13 protein-coding genes and 1 tRNA gene are annotated in these 15,329 nt (G+C 33.3%); 5 read left to right on the top strand and 9 right to left on the bottom strand.

Annotated features, from left to right (window positions below; genetic code table 11):
* Positions 1–10 precede the first annotated feature (10 nt).
* Both glmS and DEA20_03880 read right to left on the bottom strand, forming a co-directional pair.
* Positions 11–1,909, bottom strand: a complete 1,899-nt coding sequence (gene glmS / locus DEA20_03885) for a glutamine--fructose-6-phosphate transaminase (isomerizing) (protein ID HBS48311.1) — start codon at positions 1,907–1,909, stop codon at positions 11–13.
* A gap of 66 nt (positions 1,910–1,975) precedes the next feature.
* Complete coding sequence (locus tag DEA20_03880) at positions 1,976–2,380, bottom strand: 30S ribosomal protein S9 (GenBank protein ID HBS48310.1); 405 nt, start codon at positions 2,378–2,380, stop codon at positions 1,976–1,978.
* 351 nt (positions 2,381–2,731) lie between these two features.
* Here DEA20_03880 and DEA20_03875 point away from each other — a divergent pair, with 351 nt between their 5' ends.
* Positions 2,732–3,676 (top strand): hypothetical protein, encoded by a 945-nt coding sequence (locus DEA20_03875; protein ID HBS48309.1) that lies wholly within the window; start codon positions 2,732–2,734, stop codon positions 3,674–3,676.
* Between the two features lie 21 nt (positions 3,677–3,697).
* On the opposite strand, the gene DEA20_03870 is transcribed toward DEA20_03875, so the two are convergent.
* From DEA20_03870 to DEA20_03855, 4 genes are all read right to left on the bottom strand, one after another.
* Positions 3,698–3,772: transfer RNA gene (locus tag DEA20_03870), tRNA-Thr, on the bottom strand.
* A gap of 18 nt (positions 3,773–3,790) precedes the next feature.
* A complete protein-coding gene (locus tag DEA20_03865; GenBank protein ID HBS48308.1) occupies positions 3,791–4,138 on the bottom strand; it encodes a molecular chaperone DnaK suppressor DksA in 348 nt (115 codons plus the stop codon).
* Positions 4,122–4,607 (bottom strand): tRNA-specific adenosine deaminase, encoded by a 486-nt coding sequence (locus tag DEA20_03860; GenBank protein HBS48307.1) that lies wholly within the window; start codon positions 4,605–4,607, stop codon positions 4,122–4,124. The genes DEA20_03865 and DEA20_03860 overlap by 17 nt, the downstream gene beginning before the upstream one ends.
* A gap of 77 nt (positions 4,608–4,684) precedes the next feature.
* On the bottom strand, positions 4,685–5,137 hold the full coding sequence (locus tag DEA20_03855; protein HBS48306.1) for a hypothetical protein: 453 nt from the start codon (positions 5,135–5,137) through the stop codon (positions 4,685–4,687).
* A gap of 466 nt (positions 5,138–5,603) precedes the next feature.
* Between DEA20_03855 and gyrB the strand changes: the two genes are divergently transcribed.
* Positions 5,604–8,048 (top strand): DNA topoisomerase (ATP-hydrolyzing) subunit B, encoded by a 2,445-nt coding sequence (gene gyrB, locus DEA20_03850; protein HBS48305.1) that lies wholly within the window; start codon positions 5,604–5,606, stop codon positions 8,046–8,048.
* 466 nt (positions 8,049–8,514) lie between these two features.
* Complete coding sequence (locus tag DEA20_03845; protein HBS48304.1) at positions 8,515–9,297, top strand: hypothetical protein; 783 nt, start codon at positions 8,515–8,517, stop codon at positions 9,295–9,297.
* A gap of 63 nt (positions 9,298–9,360) precedes the next feature.
* Here the strand turns inward: DEA20_03845 and DEA20_03840 are convergent, their stop codons facing one another.
* Both DEA20_03840 and DEA20_03835 read right to left on the bottom strand, forming a co-directional pair.
* Entirely contained in the window at positions 9,361–10,209 is an 849-nt protein-coding gene (locus tag DEA20_03840; GenBank protein HBS48303.1) for a hypothetical protein, read from the bottom strand.
* A 96-nt stretch (positions 10,210–10,305) separates the two neighbouring features.
* On the bottom strand, positions 10,306–12,666 hold the full coding sequence (locus tag DEA20_03835) for a hypothetical protein (protein HBS48302.1): 2,361 nt from the start codon (positions 12,664–12,666) through the stop codon (positions 10,306–10,308).
* A gap of 158 nt (positions 12,667–12,824) precedes the next feature.
* On the opposite strand from DEA20_03835, the gene DEA20_03830 reads away from it, so the two are divergent.
* Both DEA20_03830 and DEA20_03825 read left to right on the top strand, forming a co-directional pair.
* Positions 12,825–13,460, top strand: coding sequence for a site-2 protease family protein (locus DEA20_03830; GenBank protein HBS48301.1), 636 nt, complete (start codon positions 12,825–12,827; stop codon positions 13,458–13,460).
* Between the two features lie 15 nt (positions 13,461–13,475).
* Complete coding sequence (locus tag DEA20_03825; GenBank protein HBS48300.1) at positions 13,476–14,672, top strand: tyrosine--tRNA ligase; 1,197 nt, start codon at positions 13,476–13,478, stop codon at positions 14,670–14,672.
* Positions 14,673–14,731: 59 nt separating this feature from the next.
* On the opposite strand, the gene DEA20_03820 is transcribed toward DEA20_03825, so the two are convergent.
* Positions 14,732–15,329, bottom strand: a 598-nt coding sequence (locus tag DEA20_03820) for a hypothetical protein (protein HBS48299.1), incomplete at its 5' end; no start/stop codon positions are given.

Raw genomic sequence — 15,329 nt, 5'->3', positions numbered from 1 at the left:
TTGCAAGAGATTATTCTACTGTAACTGATTTTGCTAAATTTCTTGGTTTATCAATTGGGAGTCCTAATTCTTTTGTAATTTGATAAACAAAAAACTGCATCAAACCTGTCATTGCAAGTGGAGCAAGTAATGGCTTGACTGGTGGTATTACAAATGCTAGATCTGCAAGTTGCAAAAGTTCTTTTTGATTTTCAAAAGCAAAAACGATCAAATGTCCCATTCGAGCTTTTACTTCCTGAGCATTTGAAACTATTTTACGATAAATTGTTTCATCCAAAGATGAGAAAATAACTACAGGAACATTTTCATCTATTAATGCAATTGGACCGTGTTTAAGTTCGCCAGATGGGTATGCTTGTGCAAAAATATAAGAAATTTCTTTTAGTTTTAGTGCTGCTTCCATGGCAAATGGATAGCTGATGTGTCTGCCTAAAAAGATGAATTTGTCATACATCGAATAGATTTTGGCTAATTTATTTTCGATTTCGTTTTTGTACATCTCTATTGATGTTTCCAAAATTTCTGCAGCAAATAAAAGATCTTCTTCTGCTTCATGCATTTGATTTATGTTTATTAATCCTTTTTCAAATGCTATGCGATTTGCAAACCAATAAAGAGATGCAAGTTGGCATGAAAAAGCTTTGGTTGAACACACAGATATTTCAGGACCAGCATGTAATAGTAAAAATCCATTTGCTTCGCGCACCATAGTGCTTGAAGCAACATTTGTTAGGGCAATGGTTGGAATATTCGATGTGCTTACAAATCTTAATGCTTCAAGGGTGTCTGCAGTTTCGCCAGATTGTGAGATCATGATGAAAGCACTATCTTTTTGCGGAAAAAAAGGCATGTATCGAAATTCTGAGGCGAGATAAACTTTGGTAGGTATTTTGCAAATGTATTCAAAAAAGAATTGTGCGATTTTTGCCGAATGCCAAGATGTTCCGGCGCCAAGAAGGTTTATTTGTTTTAAGTTTTTTATTTCATCTTTAGAAATTCCGACTTGATTCCAAAATTGGTCTTCAGTGATTGTTGCTGAAAATTTAGAATCGATAATATCTTCATCTTCCCAGCCGCTTACTTTTTTATAAAAATGAACAGTTTTGTTGATTGCTGGTTTTTGCTCATAGATCTCTTTGAGCATGAAATGTTCATAACCATTTTTTTCATTTTGAGAATAATGATTTTGAACATTTTGAATATTTAAATCTAGTTGTTTTCCACTGAAGTGGTAAAGTTTTACAGAATCTTTGGACACTAAAGCAAAACTTTCATCTGGCATAAACAATGTTTTTTCTGTTTTATCCGAGAATACAAGGGAGTCAGATCCCACAAACATTTCATTGTCTCCGATTCCTATTGCAACCGGAGATTTGTGTCTCATAACTAAAAGTTGATTTGGATAATCTTCTAAAATAAAAACAAACGCATAAGCGCCTTTTAATTTGCTTGCAAGATCGACGATTGCAGCATGTAGATTTGTGTGTTGTTGTAGAATATCTTCAAAAAGATGAGCGACGGTTTCTGTATCTGTTGTTGATTTAAAAATATGACCTTTTGCAAGTAACTCATCTCTTAGAGAGCCATAATTTTCGATAATACCATTGTGAATCACGGCTATTTTGTTTTTACAATCGAAATGTGGATGCGTGTTGGTTTCGTTTGCGATTCCATGAGTTGCCCATCGCGTATGCCCCATACCTACAAAACCATCATGTTGGTTTAAAGATAATTTATCTTTGAGTTCGCTTAGCCGACCTTTGGCTTTAACAACATTCAAATGACCATTTTTTGCATCTATGCAAACAAAACCCGCGGAGTCGTAGCCTCTGTATTCTAGTCTCGATAAGCCTTCGACTACAAAGTTGCGACATTTATTTTCTCCGACGTAAGCTGCAATACCACACATACCACTTTTCCTGATTTAAAAATAAATAATGAAAAAAGGTTTGATCGTTTTAAGACAGTATGAAAATTATCGTTTTACGAATTGGAATTTTCTTCTAGCTGCTTTTTGTCCATATTTTTTACGTTCTTTTACTCTTGCATCGCAAGTTAGAAAGCCGCTTTTTCTTAATGCTGAACGTAATGTTTCGTCCATTTCGACTAAAGCTCTTGAAAGGCCTAATCTTACTGCGCCTGCTTGTGCTACCAAGCCGCCACCTTGAACATTTGCATCTATGTCAAAATCTTGACCTAATCTTGCAACATTCATAGGGTCGACAACTATTTGTTTTTCTATGTCTGTGTCAAAGTATTCTTTGAAGCTAAGGCCGTTTACTGTAATATTGCCCTTACCAGCTTTTAGCCAAACTCTTGCTACTGCTGATTTTCTTCGGCCGACACCGTGGTGTATTGTCGACGTTTTGATTCCTTTCATAAAACTCCTAAATATTTGGAATAAACTAAAATTTGTTATTTTATTATTTTAATGTCCAAAAATTAAAATAAAACTGTTTATAATCCTATAAAAAGTGCAAAGTTTTGTCAAAAACAAGAAAAATGGGGTTTGGGATTGTACAGGAATCACATTTTTTATAGGATTTATCGGTTGTTTAAGGATTTCCTCAAAGACTTGATTTTGGGGGAGTTTTAAGGTTGCAAAGCTTAATTTATTTAGTCATAATTTAGGCTGTTTATGGGGCGCGTACCACAAGAAAATAAAATTAAGGGGCAGAAAACCATTTGGGATGGTACAAAATAATTTTGAATTTTATTGTAAGAGGTATTTATGCCGTTAAATCTTATATCAATAACAGAGGGCTGCTATATTTTAGTTGGTTCACCGCGACAACCAGCTCCAGGGCTCATTGTTAATGCGGATCAAAAAACTGCTATTTTAATTGATTCTGGGCCAAATGATAATGTTGCTAAGGATATCGATAAAACTGTTTCGGGGGCCGGATATCAAATAATCGCTATCATTAATACCCACCATCATGCAGATCATTGCGGGGGAAATCATTTTTTTCAATGTAAATACCCAAATATAAAGATATATGCAACTGAATATGAGAAAACTTTTATAGAGCATCCTTTTTTAGAGCCAATGTACCTAAGTTCAGGTGCTCATACATTTAGTTTTGTTGGAAACAGTCCTTTTCTAAATGCAAAACCATCACAAGTTACTAATGTCATACCTAATGAAGATGGATATATTCTATCCGAGCAGGGCTTTCAACTGACAGTCAGAACATTGCCAGGACATACGCGAGGTATGATCGGAATCGGAACAAAAAATAGAGTTTTTTATTGCGCTGATGCGCTTTTCAGTAGAATGGTAATGTCTAATCACGGTCTTTTGTTTCACACGTGCATTGATGAGGCGCTAAAAACTTTAGATAAGATTTTAAACCTAACAGAAAGTTATTTCTCCATCTCGATGTATCATGGCGGATTAGCAACAGATGTTCACGAGCTTGTTTCGATAAATAAAGAAAAGATTCTGGAGGTAAGTGGCTTTCTGCTTCAGACAATTAATAACAGAGCGAATATTTCAATCGATGATATTGTTGGAGTAGCTGTTTGTAGATTTGAAAACTCTGAGGTAGAAATTACTCCGTCACAATTTCTTTTGAATCGAACTGTAATTATGGCGTTTTTAGCAGACATGGAGAGAGCTAAAATAATCAATATTAAAATCTATGAAGGCAAACTTGTAGCGCAAAGGAACTAACAAGATGCTTTGTATTTTATCTGGAGCCGGTGGTCGGATTTGAACCGACGACCTACTGATTACGAATCAATTGCTCTACCACTGAGCTACACCGGCAAAAGCAAAATCTTGCTTTTATTTTTCCAAAGCTTCTTGGCAAGCTATGCATCTTGCTGCATAAGGGTAAATTTCTAACCTTTTTGAATTTATCGGTTGTCCGCAATCGAGACAAATTCCATATTCATTTTTTTCGATTCGAATTAAAGCGTTTTCAATCAGCTTTAATTCATCGATTTCTGTTGCTTCAAGAGAGCTTTGTAACTTGTCCATAGAAGATGATAATGCTTCATCAGCGCTATCTTTTATTTGCGATTTTTCGCTCCAATCTTCTTTGGTTATGCTGGCTAAAAGTGTTGTTAATTCTGACCTTTTTTTTAACAGATCGGATTTCATTTTATTTATAAAATCAAAACGATGCTCCATTGTCTGGACCTTTCTTTCGTCTCTCTTTGAAAAACTGTTGTAACAAAAAAATGCTTTCGGCAGTATTTAAATTACTGATCGAAAACAATTCTTTGTTGTATACCGGAAAATTAGACATGTTGTCAAGACCGGCTCCAAAAAGAGGGGATTTTGCGCCGTAAAATATACTTTTCATTCGGCTTAATGCTATTAACCCAAAGCACATTAAGCAAGGCTCTAGAGTAACATAAATTGTGCAACCTTCAAGTCTCCAGTTACCTTTTTTTTTACAGGCTTGTTTGATGGCTATTATTTCAGCATGAGCGGTTTGGCAACCTGTTTTTTCTGCTTTGTTATAGCCTTTTCCGATGATTTTATTGTTTTCGTCAACCACAATGGCGCCGATTGGAACTTCCCCTATTTTTAAAGCTTTTTTAGCTTCTTTTAGGGCAATATTCATAAAAAATTCGTGTGTGTTATTATTTTTCATATTTTTAAATATTTAATAAAAAATTGAGGGTCGATTGAAAATATCGACCCTCAATTTACAACAAATTATAAATAAGTTTAATTTGTTTTTACGATTTTGAATAAATGTCTATTTTCGCTGATTTCAGAAGGATTTTTTTGTTGTATTGAAAAAGATGTACCGTTTAAGATTTCAGCATCTTTTTCTCTTGCTGTGGTTACAAACTTATCTCTTCTTGCTATTTGTTTTTGTTCTTTGGTTTGTCCCGATTTATCCTGCCCAATTCTTGCAATTTCATTTGCATTTATAGCTGGAAGATCTGCGCGAATTTTTTTAACTGTTGCTGTATCGGGAATTTCTGCAACGATTGTTTGTTCTGCGGCTATATTCTGATATTTTTTAACTATCTTATGTTCGCCATCTTTTGCTTTTATTCGCAAGCTTGTTACTGTTCTATTGGTGTTATTTGTGACGCTTATATTTTTTGCAACAACTAATGAACAAATTGTTGAAAAAGCTAAAGCTGTTAAAAGTATCTTATTAAATTTCATATTTAATCCTTTTTATTAACTATAAATCGATATATTACAACATGTTTAGTGTAGCATCCTTGAAAATAAAAAATAAAGGGTTTGTCTTATCTAAAGAGTAAATTTTATGATTGTTATCGATTTTTGGTTAAATTGCAAAAAACATTAATCAAATAAAAGCTTTTTTCACTTGTTTTAGGGCAATGTTTATGAAATTAAAATTATTGATTTTCTTCATAAATATGTTTTCATCATTTTTAAAAGGATGTTTTAGTTTTTTGTATAAAAATAAAAGAGGCTAAAAAACAGAGGTATATATCTTTTATTTTAAAAACTAATTGCGCGATTTAATTTTGCGTTAATTTATAAAGGTTCAAGGGGATAAAAATGGTGAAAATTAGTAAATAATCTATTCCTTTGTTATAATAGCAAAAACCTTTTGAATACAGTATAAAGTCTCTGTTTTGGAGGAGCGAAAAGGGCTTACATGAAAGAAAATAAAAATTTAGCTAATCAAAAAAGTACTACAAGTGCAGAATACGGTGCAAAATCTATTAAAGTTTTGGAAGGTCTTGAGGCGGTTAGAAAGCGACCAGCCATGTATATCGGATCGACAGGAATTGATGGTTTGCATCATTTAATTTACGAGGTAGTAGATAACTCTGTCGACGAAGCGCTTGCAGGATATTGTAATCATATTGTTGTTAGGTTTGAGACTGATGGGTCTTGTTCTGTTGAGGATAATGGACGCGGAATTCCTACAGAAATTTACCCAACCGAAAATGTTTCAACTGCGCAAGTTGTTCTTACCAAGCTTCATGCTGGTGGTAAATTTGATAAAGATACATATAAATATTCTGGTGGATTGCACGGAGTGGGTGTGTCTGTAGTAAACGCTTTATCAGAATGGTTTGAAATTAAAATTTTTAGAGATGGCAAAATTTATCAGCAATTCTATAAAAAAGGTGATCCGCAGGAACCTCTAAAAGTTGTTGGCGAAACAGACAAGAGAGGAACATACATTCGCTTCATGCCTGATTCAACAATTTTTGAAAATACAGAATTTAATTTTGAAACGATTTCAACAAGAATGCGAGAACTTGCATTCTTGAATAAAGGTTTGAATATCGAAGTAAAAGATGAAAAAAATAATCAAGAGCATGATTTCTTTTTTGAAAATGGAATTGTTTCTTTTATAGAGCATATAAATAGCAAAAAGGTTCCTATTTTTTCTGAAATTATTCAGTTTCATAAAGAAGATGAAATTTACATGTTAGATTTTGCTTGTCAGTACAATGATGGTTATGCGGAGCAAACTTTTAGTTTTGTAAATAACATTAGAACAATGGATGGTGGTACTCACGAAGCTGGTTTTAAATCTGCTCTCACAAAAGCATGCAATCGCTATGCACAATCTCTTAATTTGTTAAAAGATGGAAGCTTTTCAAGCGAAGATGTTCGAGAAGGTTTAGTTTGTGTTTTGAGTATCAAAGTGCCAGAGCCTCAGTTTGAAGGACAGACAAAAGGTAAGCTTGGTAACTCCGAGGTCAAAGGTGTTGTCGATTCTTGGATGTATGCATTGCTTGAAACATATTTTGAAGAAAATCCAAATATTGCAAAAAAAATTATTCAAAAATCTATTTTGGCTCAACAAGCACGAAACGCGGCGAAAAAAGCAAGAGAACTTACGCGACGTAAATCTGTTTTGGAGTTTTCAGTGCTTCCTGGTAAGCTTGCTGATTGTTCAGATGATAATCCAGAAAATACAGAAATATACATTGTAGAGGGAGATTCTGCAGGCGGTTCAGCAAAACAAGGTCGAGACAGATTTACTCAAGCTATTTTGCCTCTAAAAGGTAAAATAATAAATGTTGAAAAAGCGCGTCTTGATAAAATGTTAAACAACAATGAAATAAAAGATTTGATTACTGCTATCGGCGCAGGCGTCGGTAATGAAGAATTTGATAGTAGCAAAGTTCGCTATCACAAAATAATAATAATGACAGATGCTGATGTCGATGGAGCACATATTCGAATTCTTCTTTTAACATTTTTCTTTCGACATATGCTCCCATTAATTGATAAAGGATATTTGTATATTGCACAACCACCTTTGTATAAAGCAAAAGTTGGCAAAGTTGAGCGTTATCTAAAAGATGATTCAGAGTTAAAAGCTTTTCTTTTTGATTGGGCAGCAAATAATTCTGAATTGATAATTCAAAATAAGAAATTTGAAAATGATGATTGGAAAAAGCTGCTTGGAAGTATCATCGAATATGATAATGCGATTTTGAAATTGAGCCACAATTTAGAAATTACAACTCAGTTCTGTCATCAGATGGTTAAGTTCTTGCAATCTATTAACTGGAAACCTGGAAAATTTGAGACTCAAGATATTTTTAATAAGTTAGTAGAAAACTTTAAAGAATACTCAATCTCCGGGATGCAGGAAGAAAAAATAGAAGGTGATATGGCGCTTGAATCTGAAGTCAAACATAAAGCGGTTATTACATTTAAACAATTGAAGAAAGTTTGGGAATTGCCAGTTAAATTTTTTGAACTTGAAGATGTTGCCAAGTTATTAGAACTGCTTAAGCCGCTTGAAGCTCTTGAAAATGTTGAATGGGATTTGAAAGTTCAGGCTAAAAACGTAGACAAAAAAGGCAACGGCATTTTAGAGCTTGGTAATGCGATTGTGAAAACCGGAAAATCTTTGATGACTATTCAGCGTTATAAAGGTCTTGGAGAAATGAACCCAGAACAGCTTTGGGAAACTACTATGGATCCAAAAACCAGAACGTTACTGCAAGTTACTATTGAAGATGCGATCAAAGCGGATCAGTGGTTTGCAGGTTTGATGGGTGACTGTGTTGATGAACGTAAATTATACATTGAACAAAAAGCTGTCTTTGTAAAAAACTTAGACGTTTAAGTCTATCTAAATATCAATTTAAAAGGGCGCAAAGTTGCGCCCTTCTTTTATTCTACAATTTTATCGAAACCAATATCTTTTAATAATTGATCATCTGTTAGCCGTTTCATAAAGGCTTCTTTAATTATTTGGTTAAAATTCAAGGTTGTTTTGATCAAAAAATGGTCAAAAATCAAGGATGTTTCTTTGGTAATATGGTTAAAATTTAAGGCTTTTGTAATTTCAAAGGTTTTTGTGTGGGACCAATTCTATAGGTTTTGTTTTTCTGCCTTTAATAAATAGACATGTAAGTTAAAACTCTACTAAGTGTAAAGTCATTTAGCTCTTAGATGCTCCAAGTGTAAAAATGACTTTACACTTAGAGTGAAAAAGTGTGATTTTATGTTTTCTTTAAATCTTTTTATTAATTTGGTACAAGGAGTTTATTGGATGGATAAATTTTTTATGGTATTAGAGGATTATTTTTATGGCGATTTTAAAACATATTCAAATTTTAGTTTTTGTTTTATTTCCTGCATGTTTATTGGGCATGGAACAAGGGTCCTTTACAACGCAAGACAGACTTAGAAATAAAATTACTTTTGAATGGTACAAAACAACCAGTTACGAACAAGTATTGAATTTGGAAAAACCGCTAATGCCGGTATGGGCAGAAGCATTTGCGGATCTTACACGAGATTTTTTACTTGATCGCACTACTTTGCAAATTAAAAAAGAATATGTCGAAATAATTGAGAGTCTACCGAAAGAAGCAAAAGAATGGCGGATAAATGCAATAGAATTCATAAAAAAACACCCTTCTGATACTGATGCCGATCGAAAAGCGCGAGTTGAATATTATACGCAAGATGCTTACGAATACCTTCAAAACGAAATATCAGAACTGCAACAACATTCAGAAAAATTCTTGGATTCTATTTTTTTTGTGGTCATAGTTAAGAATGAAAATCAAGAGCCTTTGGGTTATGCCTTTCTTAAAACAAGACCTATAGACGTGCCAAATACTGTGTATTTTGATACAATGGTTTTTGTGCCTGGTGCTCAAAATCGTGGTTTTGCTAAAATTTTAGTTCGTTTATTTTTAGAAAAATTGAAACCAGAAACAAGGGGTTTTGTTTTTAAGGTACTGGCTTGGAATCTACCAGCACAAACAGTTTACCGAAATCATGGGTGTACAGAGTGTGGTCGAGATGGTTCGGTTTTTTTATTTGAAGTAGGTCGCGAGACGCTAGAGAAGATGCTTCAATGAAGCGCTATTTAAATTAATCTTCGACAATTAAACTTTAAAAGGGCGCAATTTTGCGCCCTTCTTTTATTCTACAATTTTGTCGAAACCTATATCTTTTAATAATTGATCAATTTGTTTGCGCGCTTCTGGATCGGTGTAAGGTCGAGGAAGATGTGCGGCGCTATAAAATCCTATTTTTAAAAGAGTTTTGTCGTATGTCCAATTTCCTCTCTCAACTAATCTGTCAAACGAATGTCCGCGTTTAACCACTTTGCTTTCATATTTGTCCCATGCTGTGATGCGAGCGCCGAGTGTTAATTCATCAGTCATCCAAATCATTTTTGTTTTTAGGTCATGATCCACATTTAAAATTGCCGCTTTTTCATACAGACTTTTGATAATTGTTGGGATATTTCGCACATCATAAATTTGAAAAATGTCTTGGAATGTTTTTCCTTTTGCGATATTAAAACACATTGGATATGCGGGAAGGCTGCCCATGATAGGGCCGTAACCTTTGTCACTAAATATCAAAAATTGATCATCAGAAAATGTTTTTACGTAATCTAAAAAATACTCTTTATTGATTGGTAACATATCGATGTCTGAGATCAAAACCGTTTCATCGGGAAAATAAAGTGGCATAAATAATCTTATAACTTGCGCTTGAAAACCGGCAGGTACACCTTCGATTGGTTGAAATTTTATTACATCTCCAAGCGATTCATCTATTTTGTATTCACCATCACAGATTAATGCAAGCGTTGGTTTAATTCCGAAAACCTTGCTCCATGTTTTTGCAATCAATGGCCAAAAGTCGATGTAGGTGTGATTTGTGTTTGTGGATAAAATGACGCGATCAATTTTCATCGGCAAAATTTGCGACTGAAAAATAAAGAATGTAAAAATTAAAAACTTAAAAATTTTCTTCATTATCTCTCTTTATTTTGATAAGTGGTTATGTGAAAAAAGCTAAGTCTAAAAAATTTTTAGACTTAGCTTTTTTGTTGTTGTTTTTAGATTCTTACTCTATGCAATTCTAACATTCGAATTGTTTTTTGAATTTCCAATTCGGTTGAGTTCATTGTTTGCAGCAAGCTTAAACCAATCAGGTGCGCCGGCGATGTTTGTTAATTGTTTTAAATAATTTTTTGCTTCGTCTGTGCGACCCAATTTTTCTAGGCAAAGCGCAATTCGTAAGTGACTGTTTGCAATAGCATTTGGAAGATTTTTTGCTTTGTTAAATGCATCAAGCGCTGCTACGTAGTTTTCTCTTTTCAATTTTGTTTCAGCTAAATTATAAATGTATTGTGAGTTTTGTGGCTCAGCTTGAGTTAACTTTTCATAAATATTTTCTGCTTTGTCCAAATCATTTACCATAAAGTAACAGTTTGCAAGATTAAAATATGTTTGAGGATTAGATGATCCTTTGCTTATAGCTGTTTCAAAAGCTACTGCACCTTCTTTGTACTTTTGCATTTTTATACATGCTTCACCAAGTATTTGATATCCAAGTGCATTATCTAAGTCGCCTTTTACTGAGCTCAAAAAGCATTGGTACGCTTTCTCACCCTCACCTTTTTCCAGGTAAAGCCGACCAAGGTTCATATGCGCTTTTCCGTAATATGGTCTTAGTTGTAAAGCTGTGAAGAAGCATCTTTCTGCAAGTGCATAATCTTTTTTCATTATCAAAAATGAACCTAGATTGTTGTAAGCTTCTGGATAATTTGGGAAAATTCGAATTGCAGTTTTGAGTGCATCAATAGCAAGATCTACTTCGTTTTTGGTTGAGTATGCAACTGCTAAGTTTGACCATGGATCTGCATACATTCCGTCTAGCCTGATAGCTTCTTTATAACATACGATAGCAGCATCCCATTTGCCACCTTCTCCTTTTGCAACTCCAAGGTTATTCCATCCGCGTGCTTTTAGCGGAGCTTTGATTGTTATATCTTCCCAAAATGCTTCACTCGATGACCAAACTTTATTTCTTGAAATTGTAAATATTCCCAACGGAAGAAGTATTAAAAATGCTAAAATTATTTTGTTTTGTTCTTTTGAAAGCGTAGTTTTTGCAAGGATGGTTGCAAAATTTGGATTGATACTAATTTTTTCGTAAAGATAATTTATACCTTTAGTTATAACAACTGCAAAAATTAACAACCAGCCAACAGATGCAAGATATGTTTTGTAATCACAAATTAATTCTGCGGATGGGATGATGCTTGAGCGTGGGGCGATTGTGATAAAAAACCAAATTAAACCGAATGTTAAATATTCAAATTGTTTTTTTAGTGCAAGTTTGATAACTGTAAATCCAATTGCTGCTAGGGCTAAAAATGGAAAAAATGAATCCATTGCAAAGAATCCACTAGCAAGTTTCCAGTCATATTCAACGCTGATTCCAAATGGCCAAATGAAAATAAATAGATAATGCAAAATTACTTTAAATTCAGAAATTAAATAATGCATTGGTGTGATCATTTGAGTTGCAGATTGAGTCAAAATGTTACCACGATTATTGGAAGCTGTTAATTTTAGGCTAAATATTTGTACAAACCATTGGACATTTTGGTAATACAAATATGAACCGAAAACCAGAACGCTAAATAAAACATGAAGCCAAATTCTTGTTTTGAAATCTTCCCAGGACTGTTCTGCTATCAAAAACCAATCAAGTGTTAATGCGAGAAATGGTGCGATGATTACTATTTCTTTGGTGCTGCAAGATATTAAACTAAAAAATATTAGCAATATTGAAAGTAGTATTTTTGCGCCTGTATTTGTAGATCTTGCTATTAATATAATTGTTAACATTGATAATAGAACGAATAATGTTGCAAGGCCTTCGAGTCTTGCTTGTATCACATAAGATACAAGTTGTGTTTGAACGGGATGTAGTAAAAATAGAGCAGTTGTGATGGATGCAATTATTAATGAATTTTTTTGTAAGAATTCATTTTTTTTAAGTCTAGAAAGAAGTAAATATATGACTGTGAATAATGCTATGCCTGATAAAATGTGAATCATTAAATTTGTGCATCTAAAAGGAAATGGATTGAATTCGCCCATTTTATAATTTATTTTATTTAACCAATCTGCAAACCATCGTGGATGAAATAAAGATGCAATACTCCATGATGTATACTGACGGATTGAAAAGTTTTTTGTTATGTGTGCGATGTCGTCGAATTGAAATGGATATTTTAGAGAAGGCCAATAAAATATTGTAGTTAAAATGGAAAGAATGCTCGGAGGAAGAAGTAATTCCCAAAGTTTGTATTTTTTCTCCATCACCGTACTCTTCGGTGCGTTTGAATTATCAAAACCTGTCCTTTTTTTATTTGACATAAAAAACTCCTTTTTTATTGTGATTGTTGATTTTTGCATATTAATTTTTGTTCAACTAATATTCAAGTTTAATACAAAAATATAAAGAGTATAATTTTTATTGAACATGATTTGGTCGATTTTTAAATTTGACCTTGTTTGCAAACTTTTTTAATATTTTCCGTAGGTTTTGGTTTTTAAATTTTATTGAGGAAATAATGGATTATTTTACACATCAACAAATTGCAGTTTTTATTTATAGTACAATTGTTTTTTTATTTTCCGCAGCGGTTCATGAATATTGTCATGCACTTGCCGCGACTTTGTATGGTGACGATTTGCCAACTCTTGATGGTAGATTGACTTTGAACCCGCTTGCACACTTTGATATTTTGGGTTTTTTCGCATTGTTTGTTTTTGGAATAGGGTGGGCAAAACCTGTTAGATATAATCCGTTTAATCTTCGCAATCCAAGGTTTAATTCGGTAGTTATTGCGCTTGTTGGTCCATTCTCAAATTTAGTCTTAGCAATTTTGTCATTATTTATTTTAAAATATTTACCGATTTTAGGTATTTCAAATGAAGCTTTAGTCATGACGCTAACGGACTTATTACAATATGCTTTTTCTATTAATGTTATGCTTTTTGTTTTGAACATGTTACCGATTCCAGCGCTTGATGGTAGCAATATAATCACATCTTATTTTCCAGAACCGATTGCACAGTTTTATTGGTTTTTGCAACCTTATGGATATTTGATATTGATGATTCTTTTAACTATTCCGTACAGTTTGGGAATTTATTTATATCTTATGAATTTTATTAGCAGCTTTTTATTTCACTTAGTTTTTTAAAATTTGGATTTTGTAATGAATAATTTAAACGAACTTTTACAAACTTTGACCAAAGGGTGTCAGCAGGTTTTACCAAGAGAAGATTTTGAGAAAAAATTGAAATCTGGCAAAAAATTAAAAATTAAATTCGGAGCAGATCCTACGGCTCCAGATTTGCATCTTGGTCATGCGATTGTTTTGCGCAAGATGCGACAATTTCAAGATTTGGGACATGAGATTATTTTTATTATTGGTGATTTTACAGCCAAGATCGGTGATCCAACAGGTAAATCCAAAACACGTCCACCGCTTTCAAATGAACAAATTGCTGAAAATGCAAAAACATATTTAAACCAAGTTGGTAAAGTGCTTGATCTAAAAAAAATGAAGATTGTTTTCAATTCAGAGTGGATGTCGAAATTCAGTTTTGAGGATTTTATAAAAATTGCAGGCAAAGTAACACTTGCAAGACTTATCGAGCGTGAAGATTTCCAAAAAAGATTATCCGAAAATGCACCCATTGGTTTCCATGAACTGTTTTATCCTATGATACAGGCATATGACTCTGTGCATTTGCAAGCAGATGTAGAACTTGGTGGAACGGATCAAACTTTCAATTTATTATTTGGTCGTTTTTTGCAAGAGCAGTATGAACAAGAAGCTCAAATCATTATGACTATGCCAATTTTGGAAGGTCTTGATGGCAAGCTGAAAATGTCAAAAAGTTATGGCAACTATGTTGGTTTAACTGAAGATCCCTCAAATGCATATGGCAAATTGATGTCGATATCTGATGAGCTTATGTGGCGTTATTTTTCTCTGCTTCTTGAATATCCTGCTAATAAAGTTGAGCAATTAAAATCTGATGTTAAATCTGAAAAATTGCACCCAATGGCTTTGAAAAAGAGAATGGCTTTTGAGATTATTTCTACTTTCTGGTCGGAGAGTGACGCAAAAGAGTCTCAAGAAAAATTTGAAGCTTTATTCCAAAATCGAGATTATTCACAAGCAGCTGAAGTTATACTTGATAAATCGGTTGCAAATCCGATCTGGATTGTTGAATTGTTGAAACATCTCAAAGCAGTTGCTTCTTCTTCGGAAGCAAGACGACTGATTGAAAGTGGTGCTGTAAAAATCGATGACGAAAAAATTGTTGATTTCAAAGCGCAGATAAACTGGCAAAGAGGAATGACGATAAAAGTTGGGAAGCATCGAATTTATAAAATATCGTGAAAAAAGAAAGGGGCGATGTTTAAATCGCCCCTTTCTTTTTTCACGATAGATTTTATTTTTTAAATACTGATATTGAAAATTGATTTAAGAATTTTTTGAAATCGGTTTAATTTTCTTTCTGGCTTAACATAATTTTGCTGTATTAATTCTATTTGTTTTTTCAAAGGTAATGATTCAAAAATTGCACTATGTATACTATTTGATAAATCCAAGATTTTTTTATTCTTCCAAGCAGTAACAAATAGTGTTTGTTGGAGGGTTATTCTTTTAGGTATAAAAACTCTCCAAGTATTATCTTCTAATTGAGCAACAATTACACCGTTAGTACTTCTAGCAAATTCAATAGTATGTCCCGCTATTTCTAAAGGTTGAGGACTAGATAAACTCTTGTCAGGATTTATAGTCAAAATTTTGTAAGTATTATCTTCTAATCTAGCAACAATTACACCGTTAGAAGCTGAAGCATTTATAATAGTATGTCCCGCTATTTCTAGAGGTTGTAGGCTGTTGTCAGGATTAATAGTCCAAGCTCTTGTAGTATGATCTTCTAATGTAGCAATAATTACACGGTCATAAATATTAGCAAATTTAATAGTATGTCCCGCTATTTCTAAAGGTTGTAGGCTATTGTCAGGATTTATAGTCCAATATCTGAAG

The organism is Candidatus Dependentiae bacterium, from assembly GCA_003511165.1.
Taxonomy (GTDB): domain Bacteria; phylum Babelota; class Babeliae; order Babelales; family UBA12411; genus UBA12411.
The sequence above is the reverse complement of the archived record's forward strand: the minus strand, read 5'-3'. Positions and strand labels throughout refer to the sequence as shown.

What these genes read in the sequence shown, in the direction of transcription:
- glmS (HBS48311.1), bottom strand. Translation starts at nt 1,909, where the DNA reads ATGTGTGGTATTGCAGCTTACGTCGGAGAAAATAAATGTCGCAACTTT.
- DEA20_03880 (HBS48310.1), bottom strand. Translation starts at nt 2,380, where the DNA reads ATGAAAGGAATCAAAACGTCGACAATACACCACGGTGTCGGCCGAAGA.
- DEA20_03875 (HBS48309.1), top strand. Translation starts at nt 2,732, where the DNA reads ATGCCGTTAAATCTTATATCAATAACAGAGGGCTGCTATATTTTAGTT.
- DEA20_03865 (HBS48308.1), bottom strand. Translation starts at nt 4,138, where the DNA reads ATGGAGCATCGTTTTGATTTTATAAATAAAATGAAATCCGATCTGTTA.
- DEA20_03860 (HBS48307.1), bottom strand. Translation starts at nt 4,607, where the DNA reads ATGAAAAATAATAACACACACGAATTTTTTATGAATATTGCCCTAAAA.
- DEA20_03855 (HBS48306.1), bottom strand. Translation starts at nt 5,137, where the DNA reads ATGAAATTTAATAAGATACTTTTAACAGCTTTAGCTTTTTCAACAATT.
- gyrB (HBS48305.1), top strand. Translation starts at nt 5,604, where the DNA reads ATGAAAGAAAATAAAAATTTAGCTAATCAAAAAAGTACTACAAGTGCA.
- DEA20_03845 (HBS48304.1), top strand. Translation starts at nt 8,515, where the DNA reads ATGGCGATTTTAAAACATATTCAAATTTTAGTTTTTGTTTTATTTCCT.
- DEA20_03840 (HBS48303.1), bottom strand. Translation starts at nt 10,209, where the DNA reads ATGAAGAAAATTTTTAAGTTTTTAATTTTTACATTCTTTATTTTTCAG.
- DEA20_03835 (HBS48302.1), bottom strand. Translation starts at nt 12,666, where the DNA reads ATGCAAAAATCAACAATCACAATAAAAAAGGAGTTTTTTATGTCAAAT.
- DEA20_03830 (HBS48301.1), top strand. Translation starts at nt 12,825, where the DNA reads ATGGATTATTTTACACATCAACAAATTGCAGTTTTTATTTATAGTACA.
- DEA20_03825 (HBS48300.1), top strand. Translation starts at nt 13,476, where the DNA reads ATGAATAATTTAAACGAACTTTTACAAACTTTGACCAAAGGGTGTCAG.